General features: G+C 72.7%; 22 protein-coding genes and 2 tRNA genes. 4 read left to right on the top strand and 20 right to left on the bottom strand.

The annotated features are described in order from the left end of the window. Nucleotides 1–2: 2 nt before the first annotated feature. The 5 genes from ABZ386_RS00340 to leuS form a co-directional block, all read right to left on the bottom strand. Nucleotides 3–2567: a ComEC/Rec2 family competence protein gene (locus tag ABZ386_RS00340; RefSeq protein WP_356499715.1), complete on the bottom strand. Its 2565-nt coding sequence runs from the start codon at nucleotides 2565–2567 to the stop codon at nucleotides 3–5. 14 nt (nucleotides 2568–2581) lie between these two features. Continuing rightward, a complete protein-coding gene (locus ABZ386_RS00335) occupies nucleotides 2582–3778 on the bottom strand; it encodes a helix-hairpin-helix domain-containing protein (RefSeq protein ID WP_356499385.1) in 1197 nt (398 codons plus the stop codon). 119 nt (nucleotides 3779–3897) lie between these two features. Beyond that, on the bottom strand, nucleotides 3898–4743 hold the full coding sequence (locus ABZ386_RS00330; protein WP_114252404.1) for a DegV family protein: 846 nt from the start codon (nucleotides 4741–4743) through the stop codon (nucleotides 3898–3900). A gap of 72 nt (nucleotides 4744–4815) precedes the next feature. Then, nucleotides 4816–5556, bottom strand: a complete 741-nt coding sequence (locus ABZ386_RS00325) for a hypothetical protein (RefSeq protein ID WP_358962707.1) — start codon at nucleotides 5554–5556, stop codon at nucleotides 4816–4818. Between the two features lie 161 nt (nucleotides 5557–5717). Then, the gene (gene leuS, locus ABZ386_RS00320; protein WP_358962704.1) at nucleotides 5718–8591 is read right to left on the bottom strand and encodes a leucine--tRNA ligase; all 2874 of its coding nucleotides are present in this window, start codon (nucleotides 8589–8591) and stop codon (nucleotides 5718–5720) included. 466 nt (nucleotides 8592–9057) lie between these two features. On the opposite strand from leuS, the gene ABZ386_RS00315 reads away from it, so the two are divergent. Together ABZ386_RS00315 and ABZ386_RS00310 are read left to right on the top strand one after the other, a co-directional pair. Beyond that, nucleotides 9058–10320: a ferric reductase-like transmembrane domain-containing protein gene (locus ABZ386_RS00315; protein WP_358962701.1), complete on the top strand. Its 1263-nt coding sequence runs from the start codon at nucleotides 9058–9060 to the stop codon at nucleotides 10318–10320. After that, nucleotides 10317–11930, top strand: coding sequence for an NADH-quinone oxidoreductase subunit NuoF family protein (locus ABZ386_RS00310; RefSeq protein ID WP_114252412.1), 1614 nt, complete (start codon nucleotides 10317–10319; stop codon nucleotides 11928–11930). Before ABZ386_RS00315 ends, ABZ386_RS00310 begins: the two co-directional genes overlap by 4 nt. Before the next feature lie 117 nt (nucleotides 11931–12047). Here ABZ386_RS00310 and ABZ386_RS00305 read toward each other — a convergent pair. The 10 genes from ABZ386_RS00305 to ABZ386_RS00260 all read right to left on the bottom strand — a co-directional run bounded on the left by ABZ386_RS00305 (nucleotide 12048) and on the right by ABZ386_RS00260 (nucleotide 17275). After that, a tRNA-Ala gene (locus ABZ386_RS00305) sits at nucleotides 12048–12120 on the bottom strand. A 124-nt stretch (nucleotides 12121–12244) separates the two neighbouring features. After that, the gene (locus ABZ386_RS00300; protein ID WP_006136074.1) at nucleotides 12245–12478 is read right to left on the bottom strand and encodes a hypothetical protein; all 234 of its coding nucleotides are present in this window, start codon (nucleotides 12476–12478) and stop codon (nucleotides 12245–12247) included. A gap of 3 nt (nucleotides 12479–12481) precedes the next feature. Then, on the bottom strand, nucleotides 12482–12655 hold the full coding sequence (locus ABZ386_RS00295; RefSeq protein WP_114252414.1) for a hypothetical protein: 174 nt from the start codon (nucleotides 12653–12655) through the stop codon (nucleotides 12482–12484). Nucleotides 12656–12855: 200 nt separating this feature from the next. After that, nucleotides 12856–12928, bottom strand: a tRNA-Ala gene (locus tag ABZ386_RS00290). A 73-nt stretch (nucleotides 12929–13001) separates the two neighbouring features. Beyond that, a complete protein-coding gene (locus ABZ386_RS00285; RefSeq protein ID WP_351346162.1) occupies nucleotides 13002–13667 on the bottom strand; it encodes a histidine phosphatase family protein in 666 nt (221 codons plus the stop codon). Then, the gene (gene rsfS / locus ABZ386_RS00280) at nucleotides 13664–14110 is read right to left on the bottom strand and encodes a ribosome silencing factor (protein ID WP_358962698.1); all 447 of its coding nucleotides are present in this window, start codon (nucleotides 14108–14110) and stop codon (nucleotides 13664–13666) included. The genes ABZ386_RS00285 and rsfS overlap by 4 nt, the downstream gene beginning before the upstream one ends. Nucleotides 14111–14214: 104 nt before the next feature. After that, on the bottom strand, nucleotides 14215–15933 hold the full coding sequence (locus ABZ386_RS00275) for an LCP family protein (protein ID WP_358962695.1): 1719 nt from the start codon (nucleotides 15931–15933) through the stop codon (nucleotides 14215–14217). A 16-nt stretch (nucleotides 15934–15949) separates the two neighbouring features. Next, nucleotides 15950–16693 carry a nicotinate-nucleotide adenylyltransferase gene (gene nadD, locus ABZ386_RS00270; protein WP_355715876.1) on the bottom strand — a complete coding sequence of 248 codons (744 nt, stop codon included), beginning with the start codon at nucleotides 16691–16693 and terminating at the stop codon, nucleotides 15950–15952. Between the two features lie 85 nt (nucleotides 16694–16778). Continuing rightward, on the bottom strand, nucleotides 16779–16943 hold the full coding sequence (locus ABZ386_RS00265; protein ID WP_094057638.1) for a hypothetical protein: 165 nt from the start codon (nucleotides 16941–16943) through the stop codon (nucleotides 16779–16781). 173 nt (nucleotides 16944–17116) lie between these two features. Beyond that, nucleotides 17117–17275 carry a hypothetical protein gene (locus tag ABZ386_RS00260; RefSeq protein WP_198678153.1) on the bottom strand — a complete coding sequence of 53 codons (159 nt, stop codon included), beginning with the start codon at nucleotides 17273–17275 and terminating at the stop codon, nucleotides 17117–17119. 125 nt (nucleotides 17276–17400) lie between these two features. Here ABZ386_RS00260 and ABZ386_RS00255 point away from each other — a divergent pair, with 125 nt between their 5' ends. Beyond that, nucleotides 17401–18528, top strand: coding sequence for a M48 family metallopeptidase (locus ABZ386_RS00255; protein ID WP_351346323.1), 1128 nt, complete (start codon nucleotides 17401–17403; stop codon nucleotides 18526–18528). 114 nt (nucleotides 18529–18642) lie between these two features. Here the strand turns inward: ABZ386_RS00255 and ABZ386_RS00250 are convergent, their stop codons facing one another. The 5 genes from ABZ386_RS00250 to proB form a co-directional block, all read right to left on the bottom strand. Then, nucleotides 18643–19713 (bottom strand): hypothetical protein, encoded by a 1071-nt coding sequence (locus tag ABZ386_RS00250; protein WP_351346153.1) that lies wholly within the window; start codon nucleotides 19711–19713, stop codon nucleotides 18643–18645. 89 nt (nucleotides 19714–19802) lie between these two features. After that, entirely contained in the window at nucleotides 19803–20405 is a 603-nt protein-coding gene (locus ABZ386_RS00245; protein ID WP_351346151.1) for a hypothetical protein, read from the bottom strand. A 143-nt stretch (nucleotides 20406–20548) separates the two neighbouring features. Beyond that, entirely contained in the window at nucleotides 20549–21835 is a 1287-nt protein-coding gene (locus tag ABZ386_RS00240) for a glutamate-5-semialdehyde dehydrogenase (RefSeq protein ID WP_356499375.1), read from the bottom strand. 82 nt (nucleotides 21836–21917) lie between these two features. Beyond that, nucleotides 21918–22376: a hypothetical protein gene (locus tag ABZ386_RS00235; RefSeq protein WP_114252433.1), complete on the bottom strand. Its 459-nt coding sequence runs from the start codon at nucleotides 22374–22376 to the stop codon at nucleotides 21918–21920. Nucleotides 22377–22510: 134 nt separating this feature from the next. Next, nucleotides 22511–23617, bottom strand: a complete 1107-nt coding sequence (proB, locus tag ABZ386_RS00230) for a glutamate 5-kinase (protein ID WP_114252435.1) — start codon at nucleotides 23615–23617, stop codon at nucleotides 22511–22513. Nucleotides 23618–23933: 316 nt separating this feature from the next. On the opposite strand from proB, the gene ABZ386_RS00225 reads away from it, so the two are divergent. Continuing rightward, a complete protein-coding gene (locus tag ABZ386_RS00225; RefSeq protein WP_358962691.1) occupies nucleotides 23934–25970 on the top strand; it encodes a hypothetical protein in 2037 nt (678 codons plus the stop codon). Nucleotides 25971–26100: the final 130 nt, after the last annotated feature.

Genomic DNA, 26100 nt, shown 5'->3' with positions numbered 1-26100 from the left:
CCTCAGTCTCGCGCCACGCTCAGCTCCCCGCCCTCTCCTACGACCGCCAGCGCGCCGTCCCGGTCGGTCCGCAGCACCGCCGCGCCCCCGGCCCGCAACGCCGCGACCGTGCCGGGCGCCGGATGGCCGTAGGGGTTGTCTTCGCCGCAACTGATGAGCGCCAGCCGCGGGGCCGCCCGGCGTATGAGGCCGGGATCTTGATACGCCGAGCCGTGGTGGGCGACCTTCAGTACGTCCACGCCGTCCAGCGCCTCCGCCGCCGGTGACCTGGCCAGCGCCCGCTGGGCCGGGGGTTCGAGGTCCCCGAGGAGCAGCAGGCGCAGCCCGCCCGAGCGGACCAGCATGGCGACACTGGCGTCGTTCGGCCCCTCCGGCGCCGGGTGGGCCGGGAGCATGCCCGGCGGTGCGTCCGGGGGCGGGCTCGGGGGCGGCCACACCACCTGCCAGGACAGCCGCCCCGTACGCCGCTGCTCCCCCACCGCCGCCCGCGTCACCGGAACCCGCCGGGCCGCCGCCGTCCTCCGTACGAACGCGGCCTGCTCGGCGGGCTCTTCGAAGCCGGTCGTCTCGATCGCGCCCACCGCCCGTCCCCGCAGCACCCCGGGCAGGCCCGCCACGTGATCGGCGTGGAAGTGGGTGAGCACGACCAGCGGGATGCTGGTGATGCCGAGGGAGCGCAGGCAGTGGTCGACGCGTTGTGGATCGGGGCCCGCGTCCACCACCACCCCCGAGCCCCCGCCCGCCGCGAGCACCAGGGCGTCGCCCTGCCCCACGTCGCACATCACCAGCCGCCAGCCCGGCGGCGGCCAGCCCGTGACCACCCTGGTCAGCGGCGGCGGCTGCACCACCACCAGCACCAGCAGCACGGCGCACACCCCGCACCACCAGGGATGCCGGAGCAGCCGCCGTCCGACGAGCAGCACGACCAGGGTCACGGCGGCGAGCAGCGCCGCGCCCGCCCAGCTGCCCGGCCAGTCCACTCCTCCGCCCGGCAGCGCGGCCCCGGTCCGGGCGACCTCGGCGATCCACTCGGCGGGCCACTGCCCGCACCACGCCAGGGCCTTGGCGGCCGGCATCCCCACCGGTGCCGTGGCCAGCGCGGCGAAGCCCAGCACGGTGGCCGGCGCGATCGCGAACTCCACGAGCAGATTGCACGGCACCGCCACCAGACTCACCCGCGCCGACAGCACGGCGACGACGGGCGCGCACAGGGCCTGCGCGGCGGCAGCCGCGGCCAGTGCCTCGGCGAGCCGGGGCGGCACCCCGCGCCGCCGCAGTCCGGCGCTCCAGCGCGGCGCGAGGGTGAGCAGAGCGCCGGTGGCCACGACGGACAGCAGGAAGCCGTAACTCCGCGCCAGCCACGGGTCGTAGAGCACCAGCAGCAGGACCGCCGTCGCCAGGGCCGGGATCAGGGATCTCCGGCGGCCGGTCGCGACGGCGAGCAGCGCGACGGCTCCGCAGGCCGCGGCCCGCAGCACGCTCGGATCCGGCCGGCACACCACGACGAACCCGAGTGAGAGCACGCCCCCGAGCACCGCGGTCCCCCGCAGGGAGATGCCGAGGCGAGGAGCGAGCCCCCGCCGCTCCGCCCGCTGCGCCAGGCCCGGCGGCCCGAGCAGGAGGGCGAGCAGAATCGTGAAGTTGGCTCCACTCACGGCGAGTGTGTGCGTGAGGTCGGTCTCCTTGAAGGCCTCCTCCAGCTCCGGGGTGATCCGCGAGGTGTCCCCCACGACCAGCCCCGGCAGCAGCGCCCGGGCGTCCGCCGGCAGGCCGTCGGTCGCCTCCCGCAGCCCGGCGCGCAGCCGTCCGGCGAGCCGCTGAGCCGCCGAGGGCTCTCCCACCACCTCCGGTCGGCCCTCGCCCCGCACCCGCAGCACGGCCGCGACCCGGTCACCGCCCGTCATCGCGGGCGCCAGCCGCGCACCGACCCGCAACCGCGTCGACGGCAACAGCCCGAGCCACGCCGAGCGCACCGGCCCGCCGGCCACCCGGCCAGGAGCGGACGGGCCCACGTCGACGATCATCAGCACCGGCGTCCGCGTCACCGTCGTCGCGCCGCCCGTCTCGTGGACGCGCCGCACCTCGGCGTCGATCAGCACGGCGGTCGGAGCGACATGGTCGCCCCGGACCCTGGGCCGGGTGAGCCGGGGGTCGGAGGTGAGCTCGACCTCGGCGGTCACCGTCGCGTACTGCCGCGCCAGGCCCGGCACGGGCCCCCGGCGCAGATCCGCCCCGTGCAGCCCGGCCGAGGCGGCAGCCGCGGCGACGCACAGCAGCACGGCGGCGGCCGACGCCCGCGGCCAGGACGCCCGCGCACCGCGCCGGGCCGACCACAGCAGCCCGGCGGCGACGAGACAGCCGGCCGCGATCCCCACGCCCCACCCGCCCGGCACGCCCAGCACCAGCGCCGCCGTGCCCCAGGCCGCGAGGGCGGGTGGGACGAGCCGCAGGTCCGTGGGTCCTTCCTGGCGCGGCCGGGCGATGCCGAGCCGGTGGCCGGAGGAGGCGTGCACGGACGACCGGGAGGGGCGGGCGTCAGGCGCGACCCCGCCCGGCCGCTCCGGCATGTCGAGGGCGCCCCTCATGGCCGTACGAGGTTCCGCAGGTCGGCGAAGCGGCGGTCGCCGATGCCGTTCACCTCGCGCAGCTCGTCCACGGAGCGGAAGCCGCCGTGCTGCGTGCGGTAGTCGATGATGTGCTGCGCCAGGACCGGGCCGACGCCCGGCAGCGTGTCGAGCTGGTCGAGGGTGGCCGTGTTGAGGGAGACCGGCGCCGCCGGCATCGCGCCGCCCGCCGCCGCACCGGCCGGGCCGCCGACGGGCGCACCGCCCGCCCCTGCCCCCGCGGCCGGAGCCGGGCCGCCGACGATCACCTGCTCGCCGTCCACGAGGAACCGGGCGCGGTTGAGACCGTCGGTGTCCGTGCCGGGCTTCACCCCGCCCGCCGCGCTCAGCGCGTCCGCGACACGGGAGCCGGCCGGCAGCCGGTGGATGCCGGGCTCACGGACCTTGCCGCCGACGTCCACGACGATCTCGGCCGCCCCCGCCTTCACCGGCCCGGCAGCAGCCGCCCCGGACGCACCGGGCGCACGCCTCTCCCCGGCCTGCCCGCTCTCCTCCCGCTGCCCGTACGGCGCCGCCGCACGCACCACCTCGGGCGGCCGCACGGACTGGGTCCGCCCGGCCCAGAAGTGCTGCACGGCAAACGCCGCGGCGGCGACCAGCACCACCGTCAGGGCGAGCACGCTCCGCCGCTCCAGGCCGCACCGCGCCTGCAACCACAGCGGCAGACGCTCCCGCAGCGCGAGCCCGGCCCGCTCCCGCCAAGCCCCCTCCTCGGCACGGCCGGCCTCGCCCTCTGCCGCGACCGGCAGGGCGACGGGCTCCCCATCGGGCCGGGCAGCCGCTTCGCGCCGTGCCCCGCCGAAAGCCCCGGAAGCGGGCGGCGGCCCCTGCCCCGACTCCCGCCGCTCCCCGGCCCGTTCGACCGGCTCGGCCCGTCCGACCGGCTCGGCGTGATCGACCGGCTCGGCCCGTTCGACCGGCTGTGCCCGTTCGATCGGCTGTGCCCGTTCGATCGGCTCGGCTTGATCGATCGGCTCGGCTTGATCGCCGAACAACACCTCGGCGCGCCTGCGGAGTTCCTCCGCCGAGGCGCGCCGCTGCCGCGCCCGCCCGCGTGCACCGAGCCGGCGATGACGGACACGGCCGTCGGACGCGGGCGCACGGCCCGGCCCACTGGTCGCAGTCGCTGTGCGTGAACGTGATCGAAGTGCCATGCGACGAGGATCGGCCACCTCGGCCCACCCGCGATGATCTTGGTCAATTCCCCGGGACAATCCACCGGTTGTGGAAAACTCCGTCCCTCACACGGGTGACCGGAGCCCCGCAGCAACGTTCACCGCGGCGAAACCACCACGCCCAGCAGCCCGGGTCCCGTATGCGCCCCGATCACCGCTCCGACCTCGCTGACATGGAGATCGGCCAGCCCGGACACCCGGGCCCGCAGCCGGTCGGCGAGGGCCGACGCCCGGTCCGGGGCGGCGAGATGGTGGACGGCGACATCGACCTGGGCGCTGCCGGCCCGGTCGGCCGCGATCTCCTCCAGCCGGGCGATCGCCTTGGACGCGGTCCGCACCTTCTCCAGCGGCTCGATACGGCCGTCGGCCAGTTGCAGCAGCGGCTTCACCGCGAGCGCCGAGCCCAGCAGGGCCTGCGCGGCACCGATCCGGCCGCCCCGGCGCAGGTAGTCGAGGGTGTCGACGTAGAAGTAGGCGGACGTGCCCGCGGCCCTCTTCTCCGCGGCTGTCACGGCCTCGTCCACCGTGCCGCCCGACTCCGCGGCCTGCGCGGCGGAGAGCGCGCAGAACCCGAGCGCCATCGCGATCATGCCGGTGTCCACCACCCGCACCGGCACCGGCGCCTGCCGCGCGGCGACGACGGCCGCGTCGTACGTGCCGGAGAGCTCGGCGGAGAGGTGGAGGGAGACGATGCCGGTGGCACCGGACTCGGCGACCTTGCGGTACGTCTCCTCGAAGACGGCGGGGCTGGGCCGCGAGGTCGTCACCGGGCGCCGCTTCTGCAAAGCCTGGGCGAGGGCGCGGGTCGAGATCTCGGTGCCCTCTTCAAGTGCGCGGTCGCCGAGGACCACGGTCAGGGGCACCGCTGTGATGCCGTGACGCTCCATCGTCCGGGCCGGCAGGTAGGCCGTTGAATCGGTGACGATCGCGACATGGCGGGACATGAGCTGGAGGTTACCTGCCGTAGTGCCCGCGCGGCAGCCCGGCCCCTCGGCCCCGCGCCGCGCGTGGCCGGATCAAGTGGTGCTCTCGGGGCGGGGTTTCTTCTGCCAGGGGTAGGTGGGACGCGGCCCCGGCGGGGTGATGGCGGGCCGTGTCGACTCGGGCGCCGGGCTCGACTGGGGGGTCTCCGGCCAGGTCTGCCCGGCCGTGGCGGCATCGGCGGCGGGTGCCTCGGGCCAGGGCGGCGGGGCAGCGGTCCGGGACTCCTCCGGCGTCGCCCAGTGCCGCAGCGCACCGGCCTCCACGTCGATCTGCGCGCTGAGCGTGTCCAGGTCGTCCTCGGCGAAGCGGCGGGCGCGGTCGCGGGCCGCCCAGCGCAGCGAGTCCGCGGAGCGCGTGATGCGCTCGGTGCGCTCGCGCAGTTCGGGCAGCCGCTCGGCGAGCGCGGTGCGGTCCGGCTCGGACTCCAGGCGCTTGAGCTCGTCGTCCAGCTCGTGTCCGTGCGCGCTGAGGCGTTCGAAGAGGCCCAGGGACTCCTTCAGGGACGCGTCCTCGGCGACGGCCGCGTGCAGCGCGTCCTGCGTGGCCCGCATCGACGTGCGCAGCTTGAGCCGGAGCTGGGCCAGTTCGCCCGCGGCGCCGGGCTGGGCGAAGGACTTGGCGCGCAGCGTGTGGTCCTCGACCGTGCGGCGGGCCTGGGTGATGCCGCGGTCCACACCGCGCTTGGCGGCACCGACCACCTTCACGGTCGCGTAGACGCCGAGCCCGAGAAAGAGCACGAAGAGCAGGGCGAATACTGCGATCACTGCTTCCACCGGCTCCTCCTCGGGATGTCGCGTGACACCTCACGTCGCTCTTCAACGGTAAACGCAACAGGCAGGTCCGGAGTTCCAGAAAGACCCCGAACCTGCCCGTAGGGGACCACCCCGAGAGTGGTCCACTGCCCCTCGCGTCTGCGCCGGGCTGCCCCTCGCGACTACGCCGGAACGATGTTCACCAGCTTGGGCGCACGCACGATCACCTTCCGGATCCCGGCGCCGCCCAGCGCGGCGACGACCTTCTCGTCCGCCAGCGCGACCTTCTCCAGCTCGTCCTCGGAGATCGACGGCGGGACCTCCAGCCGCGCCTTGACCTTGCCCTTGATCTGCACGACGCAGGTCACGGTCTCGTCGACGACGTACTGCGGGTCGGCGACCGGGAAGTCCTGGTGGACGACCGAGTCGGTGTGCCCCAGCTTGCGCCACAGCTCCTCGGCGATGTGCGGGGCCAGCGGCGCGACCATCAGCACCAGCGGCTCGGCGACGGAGCGCGGCACGGCCCCGCCCGCCTTGGTCAGGTGGTTGTTCAGCTCGGTGACCTTGGCGATGGCGGTGTTGAACCGCATGCCCTCCAGGTCCCCGCGCACCCCGTCGATCGCCTTGTGCAGGGCGCGCAGCGTGTCCTCGTCCGGCTCGGCGTCGACGACGGTCACCTCGCCGGTCGCCTCGTCGACGATGTTGCGCCACAGCCGCTGCAGCAGCCGGAACTGGCCGACCACCGCGCGCGTGTCCCACGGCCGGGAGACGTCCAGCGGGCCCATCGCCATCTCGTACAGGCGCAGCGTGTCGGCCCCGTACTCGGCGCAGATCTCGTCAGGCGTGACGGCGTTCTTCAGGGACTTGCCCATCTTGCCCAGCAGCCGGGAGACCTTCTCGCCCTGGTACCAGTAGGCGCCGTCGCGCTCCTCCACCTCGGCGGCCGGCACCGCGATGCCACGGCTGTCGCGGTAGACGTAGGCCTGGATCATGCCCTGGTTGAACAGCTTGTGGAACGGCTCGGCCGAGGAGACGTGCCCCAGGTCGTACAGGACCTTGGACCAGAAGCGGGCGTACAGCAGGTGCAGCACGGCGTGCTCGGCGCCGCCGACGTACAGGTCGACACCGCCGTGCGGCTGGCCCTCGCGCGGGCCCATCCAGTAGCGCTCGACCTCGGGGTCCACCAGCCGGGAATCGTTGTGCGGGTCCAGGTAGCGCAGCTCGTACCAGCAGGAACCGGCCCAGTTGGGCATGGTGTTGGTCTCACGCCGGTACTTCTTCGGGCCGTCGCCCAGGTCCAGCGTGACGTTGACCCAGTCCTCGTTGCGCGACAGCGGCGTCTCGGGCTGGGTGTCGGCGTCGTCCGGGTCGAAGGTGCGCGGCGAGTAGTCCTCGACCTCGGGCAGCTCCAGCGGCAGCATCGACTCGGGCAGCGCGTGGGCGATGCCGTCCTCGTCGTAGACGATCGGGAAGGGCTCGCCCCAGTAGCGCTGGCGGCTGAACAGCCAGTCGCGCAGCCGGAAGTTGACGGTGCCCTCGCCGACGCCCTTGTTTTCCAGCCATTCGGTGATGCGCGCCTTGGCCTCGACGACGCCCAGGCCGTCCAGGCTGACCTCGTCGTTCGACGAGTTGATGATCTTCGCGTCGTACGACGAGAAGGCGTTCTCCCAGGTGGAGGTGTCCGTGCCGCGGCCGTCGGTCGGCTCGACGATGCAGGTGATCGGCAGCTCGAAGGCGCGGGCGAACTCGAAGTCGCGCTGGTCGCCGACCGGGACGGCCATGATCGCGCCGGTGCCGTAGCCCATCAGGACGTAGTCGGCGATGAAGACCGGTACCTGCTCGCCGTTGACCGGGTTGGTGGCGTACGCGCCGATGAAGACGCCGGTCTTGTCCTTGGCCTCGGCCTGGCGCTCCACGTCGGACTTGGAGGCGGCCTGGGCGCGGTAGGCGGCGACGGCCTCGCCCGGGGTCGCGTGACCGCCGGTCCAGACGTCGTGCGTGCCCTCGGGCCAGGCGGCAGGGGTGAACTTCTCGACCAGCGGGTGCTCGGGCGCCAGCACCATGTAGGTGGCGCCGAACAGGGTGTCCGGGCGGGTGGTGAAGACGGTGATGCGCTCGCCGTCGATCGGGAAGTCGACCCGGGCGCCCTCGGAGCGGCCGATCCAGTTGCGCTGCTGCAGCTTGATGGCCTCGGGCCAGTCCAGCTCCTCCAGGTCCTCCAGCAGCCGGTCGGCGTAGGCCGTGATGCGCATGTTCCACTGGCGCAGCTTGGCCTTGAAGACCGGGAAGTTGCCGCGCTCGGAGCGGCCCTCGGCGGTGACCTCCTCGTTGGCCAGGACGGTGCCCAGCCCGGGGCACCAGTTGACCGGCGCGTCGGAGGCGTAGGCCAGCCGGAACTCTCCCAGGACGTCGGCCTTCTCGGCGGCGCTCAGCTCGCTCCACGCGCGCGTGTGCCCCGGAACGGGCCGCTCACCGGACTCGAACTCGGCGACCAGCTCGGCGATCGGCCGGGCCCGGCGGGCGTCGTGGTCGTACCAGGAGTTGAAGATCTGCAGGAAGATCCACTGGGTCCACTTGTAGTAGTCCGGGTCGATCGTGGCGAACGACCGGCGCTTGTCGTGGCCCAGGCCCAGCCGGCGCAGCTGGGACTTCATGTTCTCCATGTTGGCTTCGGTGGACACGCGCGGGTGCGTGCCGGTCTGCACCGCGTACTGCTCGGCGGGCAGGCCGAAGGCGTCGAAGCCCAGGGTGTGCAGGACGTTGTGGCCGGTCATCCGCTGGAAGCGGGCGAAGACGTCCGTGGCGATGTACCCCAGGGGGTGGCCGACGTGCAGGCCCGCACCCGAGGGGTACGGGAACATGTCCATGATGAACTTCTTGGGCCGGGCGACGATCTCCCGGTCGCCCGCCAGGTCGCCCTTGGGGTTGGGCGCGGCGTAGGTGCCGTCGGCGTCCCAGAAGTCCTGCCAGCGTGCCTCGATCTCGGCGGCCAGAGCGGCCGTGTAGCGGTGCGGCGCCGCCACCTCGGAGGTGGCGGCGGGGTTCGTCTCGCTCATGATCCTCAAAGCTCCATCGATCGTCTCTGCCTGCGGCTGGGTGGTTCGAGAAACGAAAAATCCCCTCGCACAGGAGGGGACGCCGCGCCGATTCCGGCCACTCGACTCGTCCGGTGGCCGGGACTGATCAGCGCGGCCCGCTAAGCAGAAGGCGTACGGCACGCATGGCGCTAGGGTACCGCAGGCCCCCAGCGCGTCGCGACGCGCTTCCGGTGGGCCGTCTCGGTGCCGAAAAGCTGAACCAGGGTCAAAAGTTACTTCGCGTAACAGTCGCTAAGGGACATCACAACAACCACATTGTCCTTTGATAACAACGCAATAACTCAAACCTCGTACCCATCGGTATGGCTCCGCTTAGAGTGCGGCAGCGGGACCGCTTTCCCGAACCGCTCGGAGTTGCCCCCATGAACCCTCATCGCAGTACCCCCTCACTCCCCCCGGTCGCCGGGATGTGGGGAGGCAGGTCGTGAACCCCAACGACTCCACGGCAGACGACTCCTTCGCCGAGTTCCTCAACTTCGGCGCGGGCGTGCTGTCCCTCGTGTGCCTGACCAGCTCGGTGATCTGGGGCCTGGTCGCCCAGGACCGGATCCTGCTCGACGCGCGCCGGCGCATCCTGGCGCAGGCCGTGCACCGGACCACGGCCGTCGCCTCGATCGCCTTCCTGCTGGTGCACATCGGGGTGAAGCTGGCCCTGTCCCACACCTCGTGGGTCGCCGCGGTGATCCCCTTCGGGCTGCTGTTCACCGACGAGGAGCTGGTCGCGGGCAGGTCGTTCCTGATCGGCCTGGGCACCCTGGCGGGCATGCTCATGATCTTCGTGGGCGTCACCGGCGTGCTCCGCAACCGCTTCGCCTCCCCCGCGCCGGTCGCGGCCCGCTGGCGGGCCATGCACATGCTGGCCTACCCGGCCTGGTGCGCCGCCCTCGTGCACGGCCTCTACGCGGGTCGCGCGGCGAAGCCGATCTTCGTGATCCTGTACTGCCTGTCCCTGGTCGGCGTGGCCGCGGCCCTCGCCCTGCGCGCGGCCCCGCGCCCGGTCAAGCGCAAGGTGGCCGACAAGATCGCCGCGCTCATCGGGCCCGGGGACGGCCAGGGCCGCAGAGACCTGGAGGAGAGCCGGGCGCGCGCGAGCGCCGGCTTCGCACTGCCCGGCTACGAGGGCCGGGAGGGCCGCGCGGGAGCGGCGGCGACCGCGTCCGGGCCGCTGTACGAGAGGGCAGAGCGCCCCTCGCCCCAGGAGTCCACGAGCGGCTTCGCCGCGGCCTACCGGGCCGTCTCGGGCCCGCCACGGGAACAGGCCTACGCGCCGGGGCCGACCACCAGCATGGAACTGCCGCTGGACCTGCAGCCCACGCAGACCATCCCGACCATGGACGGCCCCTCCAGCACCTCCGGCAACTGGCCGATCCCGTCCCCGCCGCCGGTCGGCGAGGCCCCGCCGTCGGCCTACGACCCGCTCCATGACACGGGCTTCAACATCCCGCCCTACGACCCCCTGCAGGACACCGGACAAAGCATCCCGGCCTATGGCAATCCAGGCGCCTCCGGCTATGGATCGAGTGACGTGTACGACACGGGTGAGACGAACGCCGTCCAGGACACGTATTACCCGAACGACACGTACAACAGCGGTCCCGCCACTGAAACACTGCCCGGTGCGTCCTACGACTTCGACGCACCGGGATCGGGCGAACCTTGGAACACGCCTTCCGGAGGCTTTAAGTGAACGAGGCCCTGCCCGACGTACCCGAAGTCCGCGTGGTCGGTCTTCCCCAGCTCACGTCGGGCTTCGACCTTGTCGATCGGCTCGATCTGCCCATGCATCTGAAGGTGCACGGGCCGCTCGAGCCGATGGGCGGCGAGCAGCTCGCGCAGCTCGCCGAACGCATCAACCTGAAGGGCCGCGGCGGCGCGGGCTTCCCCTTCCACAAGAAGCTGCGCTCGGTCGCCGAAGCGGCGATCAAGCGCGGCGTCCGGCCGGTCGTCGTCGTGAACGGCAGCGAGGACGAACCGGCCTGCCGCAAGGACACGGTGCTGATCAACCGTGCCCCGCACCTCATCCTGGACGGCGCCCTGCTGTGCGCCGAGGCCCTGGGTGCCCGCACGCTCGTGGTGGGGGTCACCCGTGAGTCCACACAGCGCTCCATGGAGGCCGCCCTCGCCGAACGCGGCCTCAGCAACGGCCGGCGTTCGGCGCTCCGCGCGCGCGTGCAGCGCAACCCGGTCCGCATGGTCACCGGCGCCGCCGCGTCGCTGATCCGCTCGATCGACGGCGGCCCCGCGGTCCCGCCCGGCCGCAAGGTCAGCGCCTCGCAGAACGGCGTCGGCGGCGCTCCCACGCTGCTGTCCAACGCCGAGACCTTCGCCCAGCTGGCGATCGCCGCCCGCATCGGCCCGGAGCGCTACGGCAACACCGGCCTGTACGACGAGCCGGGCACGGTCATGCTCACGGTCTCCGGGGCGGTCGCGCGCCCCATGGTGATCGAGGTCCCGACGGGCGTGCCGCTGCGCTACGTCCTGCAGCTGGCCGGCGCGCCGCCGGTGCCGCAGGGCGTGCTCACCGGCGGCTACCACGGCAAGTGGATCGACGCGGCGACGGTCAACGAGGCGATCGTCTCCCGCAACTCCCTGGACGCGGTGGGGGGCTCGCTGGGCGCCGGCGCGATCCTGCCGATCAGTCAGGACACCTGCCCGCTGGGCGAGTCGCTGCGGGTCGCCCAGTGGCTGGCCGAGGAGAGCGCGGGCCAGTGCGGGCCCTGCTACCTCGGCCTGCCGGCCGCCGCGCGCGGCCTGGAGGACATCCTCAACGGCGGCGGACCGGCCGCCCTGGAGGCGCTCAAGCAGGTCGCCAAGAACGTGAAGCGGCGCGGCGCCTGCTCGCACCCGGACGGCTCCGCGATGTTCCTGGAGTCGACCATCAAGGCGTTCACGGACGACCTGGCGGCCCACGTCCTCGGCAACGGCTGCGGACGGCGCGTGGAGGGCGTTCTGCCGCTCTTCGAGGGCGGCAGGGCCCCTACGGGCATCCCGGGCGGCGGCGAGTCCGAGGAGAACGGCCCGAGCCGCCAGAAGATCTACGTCGACTGGACGCTGTGCCGGGGCCACGGCCTGTGCGCCGACATCCTCCCCGAGGTGTTCCAGCTGGGCGCCGACGGCTTCCCGACGGTGGCGCAGGCGCAGGTGCCGCGGTACGCCGAGGCCAAGGCTCTACGCGCGGTGCGCCGCTGCCCGGCACTGGCCCTGCGCATCGAGGAGGACACGCGCGGGCAGGGCGCTCCCTCCCGCAACCTCCCGGTGCTCTCCCCGGGTCGCGGCCGCCGCGCCCTGGGCCGCTGAGCAGACGTAGCAGACGTATGGCGGGTTCCCCTCGGGGAGCCCGCCGTACGCGTATCCGAGCGGCGCACACAAGAAGGCGGGCCATCCGATCGGATGGCCCGCCTTCTTCATCTGCTGTGGAGCTAAGGAGAATTGAACTCCTGACCTCCTGCATGCCATGCAGGCGCTCTACCAACTGAGCTATAGCCCCTTGTTGCGCTCCGCCCGGTTTCCCTGGCGGCGACGCCAACATTACTGGTCCATCGGGCCCAACACCAAATCGGTTTTCCCTTGCCCGATATGACCGTTTTGCCGCCCCTCCAGCCGTCGAGCCGTCAGGCCGTCACGAACGAGTAGAACCGTTTGAGCGTGCAGTGCTCCTCCAGGAGCCGGCCGTAGATCGGCTCGCCCTCCAGCTCGCGGTACGTCTCGATCGGGTCGCCTTTTATGATCAGCGCCCGCGCGCACTCCTCGCACCAGTACTGGTAGTCGGGGTTGATCGGTTCCATGTCGCGGACGATCGGAGTCCCGCTGCCGCACCAGTCGCACTTCCGCCTGTGTGCACCCATCGATCAGCTCCAGCTGTGGCCGCAGGCCGTGCACACGTAGGAGATCCCGCCGTTGTCGCCGAGCATCTGGGCCACGTGCGCGGAACCGCAGGAAGGGCAGCTGAGGCGGGTGGACATGTCCCGTGTCAATGCTGCTCCGAGGAGGTGGTCGACCTCCTCGAGGATGCTCGCAGGCATCGCTACTCCCTCCCGTCGGGCCGCGCCCCCTTCCGGCCGTTTGATTCTGCCACGGCCGGACCAATACGGTCAGCGACGCCTCAGTACCAGTCCGGACACGGCACGCGTCGCGACCGTAGAGGTATACGCCTCAGCGGGCCCGGTGACTCAACGCGGGGCACGAAAAATCCCGCCCCCTGAACGGGAACGGGATCTTGACGTGGAGCTAAGGAGAATTGAACTCCTGACCTCCTGCATGCCATGCAGGCGCTCTACCAACTGAGCTATAGCCCCTCGCGTTCTCCCGGCGGGCCGGGCGAACAAGAAGAACTTTAGCCTGCGACCTGCCGGAAAGTGAAATCCGGGGTCAGTCGTCGTCACCGAGTACCGGTTCCGGCAGCGTGCCGGCGTTGTGCTCCAGCAGCCGCCAGCCGCGGGCGCCTTCGCCGAGGACGGACCAGCAGCAGTTGGAGAGTCCGCCGAGGCTCTCCCAGTTGTGGGGGTCGAGACCCAGGAGGCGGCCGATGGTGGTGCGGATGGTGCCGCCGTGGCTCGCCACGACGAGCGTGCCGCCCTCGGGGAGCTTCTCGGCGTGCCTGAGCACCACGGGGGCGGCGCGGTCGGCGACCTCGGTCTCCAGTTCGCCACCGCCCCGGCGCACGGGCTCGCCGCGCTTCCAGGCGGCGTACTCGTCGCCGTGCCGGGCGATGATCTCCTCGTGCGTCAGGCCCTGCCAGACGCCCGCGTACGTCTCGCGCAGCGCCTCGTCGTGGGTGACGTCGAGGCCGGTGAGCGTGGCGAGCTCGGCGGCCGTGAGCGCGGCCCGCTTCAGGTCGGAGGCGATGATCGCGTCCGGCTTCAGGGAGGCCAGCAGCCGGGCGGCGCGGCGGGCCTGGGCGACGCCGGTCTCGGTCAGCTCGACGTCCGTGGTGCCCTGGAAGCGGCGCTCCACGTTCCACGAGGTCTGGCCGTGCCGCCAGAGGATGATGCGGCGGCCCCGGCCCGGCTTGCCGGCCTCACTGAAAGCGCTCACCGCCAGTCACCGTCCAGTTCCGCCTCCTCCTCGGCCGCCTGCAGCTTGGCGTGCTCCTCGGCCTTGCCGCGGGTGGCCTTGGCGTCCTCGGGCAGCTCGAGCTCGGGGCAGTCCTTCCACAGCCGCTCCAGGGCGTAGAAGACGCGCTCCTCGCTGTGCTGGACGTGGACGACGATGTCGACGTAGTCGAGCAGGACCCAGCGGGCCTCGCGGTCGCCCTCGCGGCGCACCGGCTTGGCGCCGAGTTCCTTCGAGAGGCGCTCCTCGATCTCGTCGACGATCGCCTTGACCTGGCGGTCGTTGGGCGCGGAGGCCAGCAGGAAGGCGTCGGTGATGGACAGCACGTCACTGACGTCGTAGGCGACGACGTCGTGCGCCAGCTTGTCGGCGGCCGCCTGGGCGGCGGTGCTGATGAGCTCCTGGGAGCGGTCGGTCACGGTCACTACAAGGCTTTCGATCGGCGGTCACTTGCCCCCCAGGGTCTCACGGACCGCCGTGCGCCCCCCACGCGATTACGGGGATCACGTGGGGAGCACTCCCCTGCCGACTAGTCGGACGAGGGCTTGTAGTCCTGGCCGAGGACCACGGAGACGTCGGCGCTGCCCGGGAGCCGGCCCTTGGTGACGGAGCTCGTGGGCAGGCCGAGGGTCTTGGCGACCTCGACGGCGTTCGCCTTGTCGGCCGCGTCGCCGTAGACGACCTCGGACGTGGCCCGGGCGGCGGCCGTGCCGCCCTCCAGGAGGGTGAAGCCGCCGTTGAGGAGCACGACGCGGGCCTTGCCGGTGTTGTCCTTGACGCCGGTGGCGTTCTGGACGGAGACGCTGACGGCGGCGTCCTTGTCGGGGCTCTTGGCGGTGCCGCCGAGGACGTTCTTGACGATCCCCGCGCCGGTCCCGGCGCTGAGCGTGCCGTCGCTCTGGACGGGCAGCAGGTCCGTCTTGTAGTCGCCGCCCTTGGCGAGGTCGGAGAGCCTGGCGAGGAAGGTGCCGAGGTCCTTGTCGGTGAGGGACGGATCGAGGATCTGCTGAAGCGTCTGGATCGTGGTCGTCGCGGCCTGCGGGTCGGAGGACAGCTTGCGCAGCACACCCTGCAGGACCTGCCCGAAGCGCTCCAGCTGGGCGTTCTCCGTCTCGCCGGGGGCGCGGTAGGTGGCGTAGGCGACGGCCATCTTGCCGCTGAGGGTCTGGTCCTGGCCCTTGTTGACCAGGGGGGCCGCGCCCTTCTTCTTGGCGCCCGGGTCGGGCACGTCGGTGTCGGTGTCGACGTCGATGTTGCCGACGAGGTCGACGAGGTTCTGCAGGTAGGGGGTGTCCAGGCGCCAGGTGCCCTGGATGTCGGTGCCGAGGACCGTGTCGAGCGCGTCGCGGGTGCCGTCGGAGCCGTCGTCCTCGACCGACTTGGCGAGCGTCGTGGTGGAGCCGTCGTCGCTGGTCAGGGCGAGCGAATTGGGCAGCAGGACGGTGGTGCCCCGCTTGGTGGTGGTGTTGTCGACGAGGAGGGCCGTGGCGGTGCCGCCGCTCTTGGTGTCGTGCAGGTGGACGACGATCACGTCGCGTTTCTGGGCGCCCGTGGCGGTCGTGGTGCCCGTCGCGGAGTCGCCGGAGGACAGGCCGGGCAGCTTCCCGGCGTACCAGAGGTAGCCGACGCCGCCGACCGCGACGAGCGCGAGGACGACGACCAGGGCGATGACCCGGCTGCGGGCGCGGCGCCGGGCCTCCTCGCGGCGCTCGGTGCGGTTCTCGGTGAACTTCAGCCAGTCGATGACGTCCTCGGAGTCGCCGTCCGGCTCCTCGACGAAGGCGAACTGCTCGGTGTGGTACTCCCGGTCGGGCGTCTGCTCGCCCTCCGCCGGGCCGGCCTGCTGCGGGATGTGGGCGGTCTGCTGAGCCGTCTGCTGTGCGGTCTGCTCGGCGACGCGGGACTGCGCGCCGGCGCCGGCCGTGGCGTGCCCGTAGGGGTCGTGGCCGGTGCCCTGCGCGGAGCCGTAGGGGTCGTAGCCGTGGGCGGGGCCGGGCTGCTGCGGGCCGGTGCCGTAGTCGTACGCCGGCGGGGGCTGCTGCCCGGCCGTGCCGTACGGATCGTAGCCGTAACCCTGCTGGTGCTGCTGCCCCTGCTGTCCCTGCTGGGCGTACGGGTCGTACGCCTGCTGCTGGGACTGCTGGGTCTGCTGGGCCTGGACCTGCTGGTAGACAGGCCGGCCGTACTCGTCGTAGCCGACGACCTCGTACTGGTCGCCCCCGTACCCCGGGTCGTATCGGTCGTTCACCGGTGCCCCTCTCGGCTCACTCGCCGCGGTACAGCTCGCGCTTGTCGATATAGCGCACGACACCGTCCGGCACCAGGTACCAGATGGGATCGCCCTTGGCGACTCTCGCACGGCAGTCCGTGGAGGAGATGGCGAGGGCGGGGACCTCCACGAGCGAGACGCCGCCCTCGGGAAGTCCGGTGTCGTCGAGGTGGTGGCCCGGCCGGGTCACCCCGATGAAGTGCGCGAGGGAGAACAGCTCCGCCGAGTCCCGCCAGGTGAGGATCTGGGCGAGGGCGTCGGCGCCGGTGATGAAGAAGAGGTCCGTGTCGGGGTTGAGCGCGCGCAGGTCGCGCAGCGTGTCCACGGTGTAGGTGGGGCCGCCGCGGTCGATGTCGATGCGGCTCACGGAGAACTGCGGGTTCTCGGCGGTCGCGATGACCGTCATCAGGTAGCGGTCCTCGGCCGGGGAGACGCTGCGGTGGCTCTTCTGCCAGGGCTGGCCGGTCGGGACGAAGACCACCTCGTCGAGGTGGAACGCCGCGGCGACCTCGCTGGCCGCCACCAGGTGCCCGTGGTGGATCGGGTCGAAGGTGCCGCCCATGACACCGAGGCGGCGCTTGCCCGGCCGCGACGGGCTCTTGCCGGGGCCGTCGATCTGGCGAGGCGCCGTGGCGGCACGGCGGGGCTCCGAGTGTCGCTCGGTGCCGCTCGCCGTGTCCTGTGCCGGGTCGTGCGGCGTCTCGTTCGCCGGACCGGTAGGCATGTCCTGCTCTCCCATGCGTGCAGACCCTACCGGCCCCGCCTGAGGGCTCCGGCCGCCCCCGTGGTCCCCGGGGCACCCGCGCGGGGGCGCCCCGCCGGGCTCAGCGGTCGCGGTTGAAGCGGGTGGTGATCCACAGCAGGAGCAGCAGGATGAAGAGGGCGGCGCCACCGGTGAGGTAGGGGCTGAGGCTCTCGTGGTTACCGCCGTGCTCCTCGCCCTCGGCGGCGAGGGTGACCAACTGGGCAGCGGTGCTGTGGAAGCTCATCTTCGGCAGGACCTATCGCGTGTGGGCGGGTTAAAGACGTCGGCTCATCGTAAGCGGGCGCCTCACCCGCGATCACCCCGACTCCGCCTCTTCGTGCCGCGGGAGGCCGCGGGAGCCGCACGCGCTGCCGCCTGACCCGGTCCCGGGGCCCGGCGGGGAACCTTCGCGTCGCCTCAGTCGTCCTTCCGTCTGTAGCCACGCAGCAGGAACCACGCGGTCAGCGCACAGCCCACGAACATCACGACGAGCACGATCCGCAGGAACCCCGGCCCCCCTTGCTGGTCGGCTGCGCCGGCGGCCTCGGCGACCCAGGCGGCGGGGTGGTGCTCCATGGCGGTGGTTCCCTTCGCTGTACTGCCCGACCACCGTAACTCCGCCTAGGCTGGGCTCAGCCTCGGGGAAGCAAAAGGCCGCACAAGGGGCCGTAAAGGTCACACAGACGCACATGGGGGAAGACATGTCCGACGGCCACGAGCACAACGGGCACGAGCATGTGCCCAGCAGGCAGCGCAGGCGCTTCCCCGGAATCTCCTCGCGTACGTACGAGCACCCGGCCGACCGCTCCGCCCTGGTGGCCCTGCGCAAGCTGAGCGGTTTCGACACGGTGTTCAAGGCGCTCAGCGGCCTGCTCCCCGAGCGCAGTCTGCGGCTGCTGTTCCTGTCCGACTCGGTACGGGTCTCGGACCAGCAGTTCTCGCACCTGAACGTGATGCTGCGCGACGCCTGCTACATCCTGGACCTGGAGAAGGTCCCGCCGATGTACGTCACCCAGGACCCGCAGCCGAACGCGATGTGCATCGGCCTGGACGAGCCGATCATCGTCGTCACCACCGGGCTCGTCGAGCTGCTCGACGAGGAGGAGATGCGGGCGGTCGTCGGCCACGAGGTGGGGCACGCGCTGTCCGGCCACTCGGTGTACCGGACCATCCTGCTGTTCCTGACCAGCCTCGCCGTCCGGGTCGCCTGGATCCCGCTGGGCAATCTCGCGATCATGGCGATCGTGACCGGGCTGCGCGAGTGGTTCCGCAAGTCGGAGCTGTCGGCGGACCGCGCGGGGCTGCTGGTGGGGCAGGACCTGCGGGCGTCCATGCGCGGCCTGATGAAGATCGCGGGCGGCAACCACCTGCACCAGATGAACGTGGACGCGTTCCTCGCGCAGGCCGAGGAGTACGAGGCGGGCGGCGACCTGCGCGACTCCGTGCTGAAGATCCTGAACGTGCTGCCCCGCTCCCACCCGTTCACCACGGTGCGGGCGGCCGAGCTGAAGAAGTGGGCCGAGTCGCGGGACTACCAGCGGATCATGGACGGGCACTACCCGCGCCGCGACGAGGACCAGGACACCTCGGTCCGGGACTCCTGGCGGGAGTCGGCGAACCACTACACGACCCATGTGAAGAACTCCAAGGACCCGCTGATGAAGCTGGTCACGGACCTCGCGGGCGGCGCCGGCGACCTGGGCGACCGGGTCCGCCGCGGCTTCGGCGGCTTCACCGGTCCGACCTCCCAGAAGCCGCCCCGTGGCCCGGAGACACCGGGTTCGTCGGACACCCCGGGGGACGACCGGCCGCCGCGCGACGACAGCTGAGGCGCCTGCCGCAGGCGTCTTGGACAAGCGTCTGCCGCGGGCGTGGCGTCTGTGACAAGCGTCCGCCGCGGGCGCCGGTCGCGGGCGTCCGCGGGGCCCCGGAGTCCCGGCTGCTCAGACCTTCGGCTGCGCGCTCGTCGCCAACGAGCCGCACAGGGCCGTGGCGCTGCCCGTCGCGTAGGGATCCGTGCCCGCGGGGCCGCCCTCCTTGGCCGTCTGGCCGGCGAGGAGGGGGCGGAGGTGGTTCGTGGAGTCCTCGGCGCAGGACAGCGGGCCGGCCTGGACGTAGGAGACGACGAGCTGGGCCTGGTGCAGGCGCAGGTCGTCGCGGTCGAAGCGGAAGTGCAGCTCGCGCCGGACGGTGAACAGGGACGCCTCGGCCTTGTCACCGGCCCCGGCCGGCCGCAGCGCGTACACGAACGTGTGGTCCGCGGTCACCTCGAGCGTCGACGAGTCGGCCTCGGCGGCCTGCAGCGTGCCCTGGACCCGGACCCTGCGGTCCGCCAGCTCGGCCCGGGAGGGGTCGAAGCGGACGAGCCAGCCGGTGGGCGCGTGGCGTCCGTCCGCGGTGGGCCGGGCGAAGCTCTGGTCGAACTGGTCCAGCTGGTCCGCGGCGAGCAGGACCCGGACGGCCCGGACCTCACCGCCCGTGAGCACCTCGGGGTCGAGGGCCGAGCGGACGATGTAGTCCTTGGCCGTGGTCAGGGCGGCCACGACCTGGCTGTCGGAGAAGTGCGCGGTGCGCCGCGAGGCGGGCAGCGGCACGCCCTCCGCGCCGGTCTTGAACTGCGCGGCCGGGCTGCGCTCGTACAGGTACGCCAGATCGGCCGTACCGGGCACCTTGCCCTCGGGGGCGAGCGGGATGACGGTCATCCGCAGCGGCTCGACGGGCTCCGCGGCGGTGGGGGCCTGGTAGGGGTGCCGTACGCCCATGTAGATCGCGGTGCCGAAGGCGATGGCGATCAGCAGGACCAGGACCAGTGCCTGCCGGGACAGGCCCCGGCGCAGGGGCGGGCGGCGGCGCACTGCGGGGGCGTGGTCGGCCATGCGCTCCTGCGCGGAGAACTCCTGAAGACGGGCAGCACGGACGAACGACTCGTCGAAGACGACGGATCGGTACTCGTCCTCTCCACCTCCGGGAGCGCCCTCGGGTGTCCCCTCAGGTGGGTCTCCAGGCCCGCCCATATCTTCAGGGTAGGTCGCCGGAAGCCCGGGTAAACGCCGGGCTGGGCCACAAGTTCTGACAGGTTCTCACCAACACGGGCGGGTTCCGGTCAGGGGGTGCGGGGGATCACCGGGACGGCCGGCTGGGAGTAGTCGGCGGACGCGGAGGGCGTGGCCCCGCTGCCCTGTTCCACCCCGGTCGAGGCGGGCGGCGGGGCGGGCTCCTCGCGCTGGGAGGAGGCGCCCCGGTAGACCGCCGTGAAGGCCAGGGCGACCATGCCGATACCCATCACGAGGGCGAGCACCCAGGCGACCGGCCGGTGCCAGCGGACCTGTTTGGAGTACGGCCCCGTGCCCCCGTAGTGGTCCTCGAGGACGTCGGAGTCGTCGAACTCGTCGAGGTCGGGATCATGGCCGAAATCGCGGTGGCCGTCCGGGCCGTACCCGTCGTCGTACCGCTCGCCTCTGGTGCGGGCGCGGCGGGCCTCCGCCTCGGAGGCCTCGGCTCTCGCCTGTGCCGCGGCCAGGAGGCGCTCCACGGCGGTCGGCTCGTGCACCACGGCCGCGCGTACGAAGGCCTCGTCGAAGACCACGGAGGCGAACTCTTCGTCCGACACCCCGCGGTCGTGGTCGTCGTCGGGCTCCCAGCCGTCGGGAAACGGCGTGCCCCCCACGTCCTCCGGCACGGATCCAGAGTAGACCTGGGGGGTCATTTTGGGCAGACGGTATGGAAATTCATCCGCCGGTTGAGACGGCTTCCGCGGGGCGGCGACGGCGCGCGCCCGGCGGGCCCGCGCCTGCCGCACGTACCTGCGCCGTTCGGCATACCTCCGCGCCGCCGGACGCCGGAGGGGGCTCAGCGCCGTACGTGGCCGTCCCCGGTCACGATGTACTTCGTGCTGGTCAGTTCCGGCAGGCCCATCGGGCCGCGGGCGTGCAGCTTCTGCGTGGAGATGCCGATCTCGGCGCCGAAGCCGAACTGGCCGCCGTCGGTGAAGCGGGTGGAGGCGTTGACGGCGACCGTGGTCGAGTCGACCAGTTGGGTGAAGCGGCGGGCGGCCTGCTGGGAGGTCGTCACGATGGCCTCGGTGTGGCCGGAGGTCCACAGCCGGATGTGCTCGACGGCCTTGTCCAGGGAGTCGACCACGGCCGCGGCGATGTCGTACGACAGGTACTCCGTCTCCCAGTCCTCGGCCGTCGCCTCGACGACGGTGGCCTTGGAGTCCTTGGCGTAGGCCTGCACGCGCTCGTCGGCGTGCACGGTGACCCCGGCCTCCGCGAGGGCGTCCAGGGCGCGGGGCAGGAACTCGGCGGCGATGTCCTGGTGGACCAGGAGGGTCTCGGCGGCGTTGCAGACGCCGACCCGCTGGGCCTTGGAGTTGATCAGGATCTCGACGGCCATGTCGAGGTCGGCCTGGGCGTCGACGTAGACGTGGCAGTTGCCGGTGCCGGTCTCGATGACCGGGACGACCGACTCCTGGACGACCGTGTTGATCAGGGAGGCGCCGCCGCGCGGGATGAGGACGTCGACCAGGCCGCGGGCGCGCATCAGCTCGCGGACGCTGTCGCGGCTCTCGCCGGGGACGAGCTGGACGGCGTCGGCGGGCAGCCCGGCGCCGCCCACGGCGTCGCGCAGGACGCGCACGAGGGCCGTGTTGGACTGGTAGGCCGAGGAGGAGCCGCGCAGCAGGACCGCGTTGCCGGACTTCAGGCAGAGGGCGGCGGCGTCGACGGTGACGTTCGGCCGGCCCTCGTAGATGATGCCGACGACGCCGAGCGGCACACGGACCTGGCGCAGGTCGATGCCGTTGGGGAGCGTGGAGCCGCGGACGACCTCGCCGACCGGGTCGGGCAGGGCGGCGACGTCGCGCACGTCGGAGGCGATGGCGCGGATCCGCTCGGGGGTGAGCGTGAGCCTGTCGATCATGCCCTCGCTGATGCCGGCCTCGCGGGCCTTGGCGACGTCCTTGGCGTTGGCCTCGACGATCTCGCCCGTACGGACCTCCAGCGCATCCGCGATGGCGAGCAGCGCGTCGTCCTTCTCGGCCCGCGGCAGCGGCGCGAGGCTCGCGGCGGCGGCCTTGGCGCGGTAGGCGGCCTCGGTGACCGGGGACATCGAGTCGTACGGAGAAAGCGTGGTCATGAGGGAAGGGTAGTGCGCGGAGCGGGTCCGTTCACGGCGTGTTCCACACCCCGAGACACTTCCCGAGACCGGCCGGGCCGGTTCAGAACGGGTGGATTCCTACCGGTGACGCCGGCGGCGGCCCGTACCCCTCGGCGATGCGCTGGTGGTAGGTCGCGCGGTCGATGACCTCCAGGCCGACGATCTCCCAGGGCGGCAGTCCGGCGGTCTGCCGGTGCTCGCCCCACAGGCGCAGGGCGACGGCGGCCGCGTCGTGCAGGTCGCGGGCCTCCTCCCAGTAGCGGATCTCCGCGTGGTCGACGGCGTACCGGCTGGTCAGGAGGAAGGGGTGGTCGTGGGCGAGCTGCTCCAGGGCGCGCCGGACCTCGGGGAGGGGGGCCTCCTTGCCGGAGACGCTGAGGGTGACGTGCCACAGGCGCGGGGTGTCCGCGGGTTCCTCGCCCTCGAACCGGTCCCCGGCCGCCACACTGGTCAGGGCGCGCTCCTCACCGGCCGCGCGGGAGCCGGTACCACCACGGGACGCCGGGGCCCCAGGGCGCACTCGTCTCACGACGGCCTCCTTCGCTCAGCGGCGGTGCTGCGGAACAGTTCCCTGAGACAAAGTTGAGCAGGCCGCAAGGGATCGCGTGGCGGTTTTGCGGAACGTCCACCACCGGGAGCGGACGTTTCGACACATTACGGGTGCAGGAGGACCAGGTCGTCCCTGTGTACGACCTCGCGTTCGTACGCGGGTCCGAGTTCGCGGGCCAGTTCCCGGGTCGAGCGGCCGATCAGCCGGGGGATCTCCTTGGCGTCGAAGTTGACCAGTCCGCGGGCCACCGCGTGCCCGGCGCCGTCCCGCAGCTCGACCGGGTCGCCCGCGGTGAAGTCGCCCTCGACGGCGGCGATGCCGGCCGGCAGCAGCGACTTGCGGCGCTCCACGACGGCCTGGACGGCGCCGTCGTCGAGGGTCAGGGCGCCCTGCGGGGTGGAGGCGTGCTGGAGCCACAGCAGCCGGTCGGCGGAGCGCTTGCCGGTGGGGTGGAAGTAGGTGCCGGTGTCCTGGCCGGTCAGGGCGTCGGCCGCGTGGACGGCGCTGGTGAGGACGACGGGGACGCCGGCGGCGGCCGCGATGCGGGCGGCCTCGACCTTGGTGACCATGCCGCCGGTGCCGACGCCGGCCCGGCCCGCGCTGCCGATCTCGACGTCCGCGAGGTCGGAGGGGTCGCGCACCTCGGCGATGCGGGAGGTGCCCGGCCTGCTCGGGTCGCCGTCGTAGACGCCGTCCACGTCGGAGAGCAGGACCAGCAGGTCGGCGTGGACGAGGTGGGCGACCAGGGCGGCGAGACGGTCGTTGTCGCCGAAGCGGATCTCGTCCGTGGCGACGGTGTCGTTCTCGTTGACGATCGGGAAGGCGCCCATCGCGAGCAGCTTGTCCAGCGTGCGCGAGGCGTTGCGGTGGTGGGCGCGGCGGCTCATGTCGTCGGAGGTCAGCAGCACCTGGCCGACGCGGACGCCGTAGCGGGCGAAGGAGGCGGTGTAGCGGGCGACCAGCAGGCCCTGGCCGACGCTGGCGGCGGCCTGCTGGCGGGCCAGGTCCTTGGGGCGGCGGCGCAGGCCCAGCGGGGCGAGACCGGCGGCGATGGCGCCCGAGGAGACCAGGACGATCTCGCGCTCCCCGCCGCTGCGGACCTTGGCGAGCACGTCGACCAGCGCGTCCACGCGGTCCGCGTCCAGGCCGCCGGAGGCGGTGGTCAGCGACGAGGAGCCGACCTTGACGACGATCCTGCGGGCCTCGCCCACGGCCTGCCTTGCCCCTGCCACGTCGCCGTCCGTCCCCTCGCTGTGTTCCGCTCCCTCACCAGGAAATCTACGGGACGCGCGGATACGACGCCGAGCCGGTCCACGCTACGGACGGTGCGGGCGGGGTCACAGCAGGGCGGGACGCGGACGATTCCGGCCGCCCACGAAAAGGAACGTCATATTCCGCTACCACCCGCCAGCGCGACGGGACGCGGTGGCCCTCATCGGCCCGACGACACGCGCGTGTCGTCAGGAGGTCGCCGCGCGTTAACCCGGACGGCCGACCTGGTCCGCCCCGACGCTCCTGGAGACCGCAGTGCCCGTACCCCTCCCCCGCCCACCGGCCCTGTTGAAGGGGCTGGTCGCCGTCGTCCTGGCCGCCGCGTTCGCCGCCCAGGCGGTCGCGGCGCTGCTGCCCCACGTCCCGCTGCTGCTCGCCGCGACAGCCGTCTCCCTGGCCACCGAGGGTGCCCTGTACCGGTGGCAGCGCGGTGTGCTGTCGCTGTTCGCCAAGTCGCACGCGGACATCACCGTGCGGCACGTCCTGCGGGACCTGCTGCTGGTCGTGGCCCTGCTGCGGCTCGGCGAGCAGGACCGGGAGACGGTGTACGCCCCGCTGGTCGCCGGGCTGCTCGCGTTCTACGTGCTGCACTGCGCGATCCAGGCGGTCTCCGTGCTGGTCCGCCGCACCCGCACCCTGCCGGTGGTCACCCGGAACATCGACGCCTCGGCGCTGCGGCTGTCCCCGGCCCCGTCCGTGCTGCTGCGCCGCCCCGGGCACCGGCTGCTGGTGTTCGGCCTGCCGGCGACGGCCGGGCTGCTGGCGTCCGTGCCGGGCGACCGGCCGGTGTGCGCGGCGGCGGGCATCGCGCTCTCCCTCGCCCTCGCGCTCACCGGCCTCGGCGCGCTGCTGCTCCGGCTGCTGCCGGGACGCCGTCCGGCCGGCGAGCAGGAGGTGCTGGAGTGGTTCGACGGGTGGCTGGCCGCGTACCGGCCGACCGTCGGCCTGTACTTCTCCGGCGGTGCCTCCTCGGCCTACCAGGCGAACATGTGGCTGGAGCCGCTCGCCAAGCTGGAGGGCCGGCCGGTCATCGTGCTGCGCGAGCGGTTCATGGTGCAGAAGATCGCGGCGACGGACATCCCGATCGTGTGCCTGCCGAAGGTGTCCACGCTGATGCGGCTGGAGCACTCCACGCTCCAGGTCCTCATCCACCCGTCGAACTCCGGCAAGACCTCGCAGGTGCTGCGCATCCCCACGATCAAGCACACCTTCGTCAACCACGGCGAGAGCGACAAACTGTCCTCGTGCAACCCGTACGCGAAGGCGTACGACGAGGTGTGGGTGGCCGGCCCGGCGGCTCGCGAGCGGTACGCGCTGGCCGAGGTGGGCGTCGAGGACAAGGACGTGGTGGAGACGGGCCGCCCGCAGCTGGACGGCGTGACGCCGTACGCGGGTCCGCCGGCGGGGGCGTGGACGACCGTGCTGTACGCGCCGACCTGGGAGGGCTGGGACGGCAACCCCGGCAACACCTCGGTCGTGGAGGCCGGTGAGAACCTCGTGCGGGCGCTGCTCGCCGACCCGGGCGTGCGGCTGCTGTACAAGCCGCATCCGCTGACGGGGTCGGTGGACCCGCGCGCGGGCGCCGCCGATCTGCGCATCCGGGAGCTGATCCGGGCGGCCAACCGGGAGCGGGGGGAGGCGCGTCCGCCGGCCGGTGCGGAACTGGTCGCCCGCGCCGCCGAGCTGGACCGGCTCACCACGTCCGTCTTCCGGGCCGGGGCCGACACCGTGGAGCGGATGCTGGTGCAGTCGGCGCCGGAGCCGGGCCGCGCGGAGGCGGTGGCGCGGGCGACGGCGGCGTGGGAGGAGGCGTACTGGGCCTCGCTGCCGGAGGGTGAGCACCAGGTCGTGACGGACGCCCGGCCCGCGCTGTACTCCTGCTTCAACGTGGCCGACCTGCTGATCAGCGATGTGTCGAGCGTGATCAGCGACTTCCTGGCGAGCGGGAAGCCGTACGCGGTCGCCAACACCAGCGGGCTGGCCGAGGACGCCTTCCGCGCGGCGTTCCCGACGGTGGCGGCGGCGACGGTGCTGACGCCGGACGCGGCCGGGGTGCCGGACCTGCTGGAGACCGTCCGGCACCCGGAGAAGGACGGGCTGGCCGAGGCGCGCGCCGCGTTGAAGCTGCGCCTGCTGGGACCGGCCGAGCCGTCGTCGCAGGAGCGGTTCGGCGAGGCCGTACGGGCGCTGTGCGCGAAGGCCCGGGACCACCGGGTCCGGGTGGCGGAACGCCTGGCCGCGGAACTGCCCGGCCAGCGCACCGAGGCGGCGGTCCCGACCGCACCGCACTGACACACCGGACGACGAGACGACCGCGGGGCCACGGGGAGACATCCCGTGGCCCCGCACCGCTGTCGGCGCCAGCGTCGATGTCGGCCCGCATGCGGCATCAACCTCGGCACCCGCCTCCATGCGGCATCCG

Source organism: Streptomyces sp. NPDC006140 (assembly GCF_040628815.1).
GTDB lineage: Bacteria > Actinomycetota > Actinomycetes > Streptomycetales > Streptomycetaceae > Streptomyces.
Note: the sequence above shows the minus strand (reverse complement) of the source record. Positions and strands in the feature narration are given on the sequence as shown.

What these genes read in the sequence shown, in the direction of transcription:
- ABZ386_RS00340 (WP_356499715.1), bottom strand. Translation starts at nt 2,567, where the DNA reads ATGCCGGAGCGGCCGGGCGGGGTCGCGCCTGACGCCCGCCCCTCCCGG.
- ABZ386_RS00335 (WP_356499385.1), bottom strand. Translation starts at nt 3,778, where the DNA reads ATGGCACTTCGATCACGTTCACGCACAGCGACTGCGACCAGTGGGCCG.
- ABZ386_RS00330 (WP_114252404.1), bottom strand. Translation starts at nt 4,743, where the DNA reads ATGTCCCGCCATGTCGCGATCGTCACCGATTCAACGGCCTACCTGCCG.
- leuS (WP_358962704.1), bottom strand. Translation starts at nt 8,591, where the DNA reads ATGAGCGAGACGAACCCCGCCGCCACCTCCGAGGTGGCGGCGCCGCAC.
- ABZ386_RS00300 (WP_006136074.1), bottom strand. Translation starts at nt 12,478, where the DNA reads ATGGGTGCACACAGGCGGAAGTGCGACTGGTGCGGCAGCGGGACTCCG.
- ABZ386_RS00295 (WP_114252414.1), bottom strand. Translation starts at nt 12,655, where the DNA reads ATGCCTGCGAGCATCCTCGAGGAGGTCGACCACCTCCTCGGAGCAGCA.
- nadD (WP_355715876.1), bottom strand. Translation starts at nt 16,693, where the DNA reads ATGGGAGAGCAGGACATGCCTACCGGTCCGGCGAACGAGACGCCGCAC.
- ABZ386_RS00265 (WP_094057638.1), bottom strand. Translation starts at nt 16,943, where the DNA reads ATGAGCTTCCACAGCACCGCTGCCCAGTTGGTCACCCTCGCCGCCGAG.
- ABZ386_RS00260 (WP_198678153.1), bottom strand. Translation starts at nt 17,275, where the DNA reads ATGGAGCACCACCCCGCCGCCTGGGTCGCCGAGGCCGCCGGCGCAGCC.
- ABZ386_RS00255 (WP_351346323.1), top strand. Translation starts at nt 17,401, where the DNA reads ATGTCCGACGGCCACGAGCACAACGGGCACGAGCATGTGCCCAGCAGG.
- ABZ386_RS00250 (WP_351346153.1), bottom strand. Translation starts at nt 19,713, where the DNA reads ATGGGCGGGCCTGGAGACCCACCTGAGGGGACACCCGAGGGCGCTCCC.
- ABZ386_RS00245 (WP_351346151.1), bottom strand. Translation starts at nt 20,405, where the DNA reads ATGACCCCCCAGGTCTACTCTGGATCCGTGCCGGAGGACGTGGGGGGC.
- ABZ386_RS00240 (WP_356499375.1), bottom strand. Translation starts at nt 21,835, where the DNA reads ATGACCACGCTTTCTCCGTACGACTCGATGTCCCCGGTCACCGAGGCC.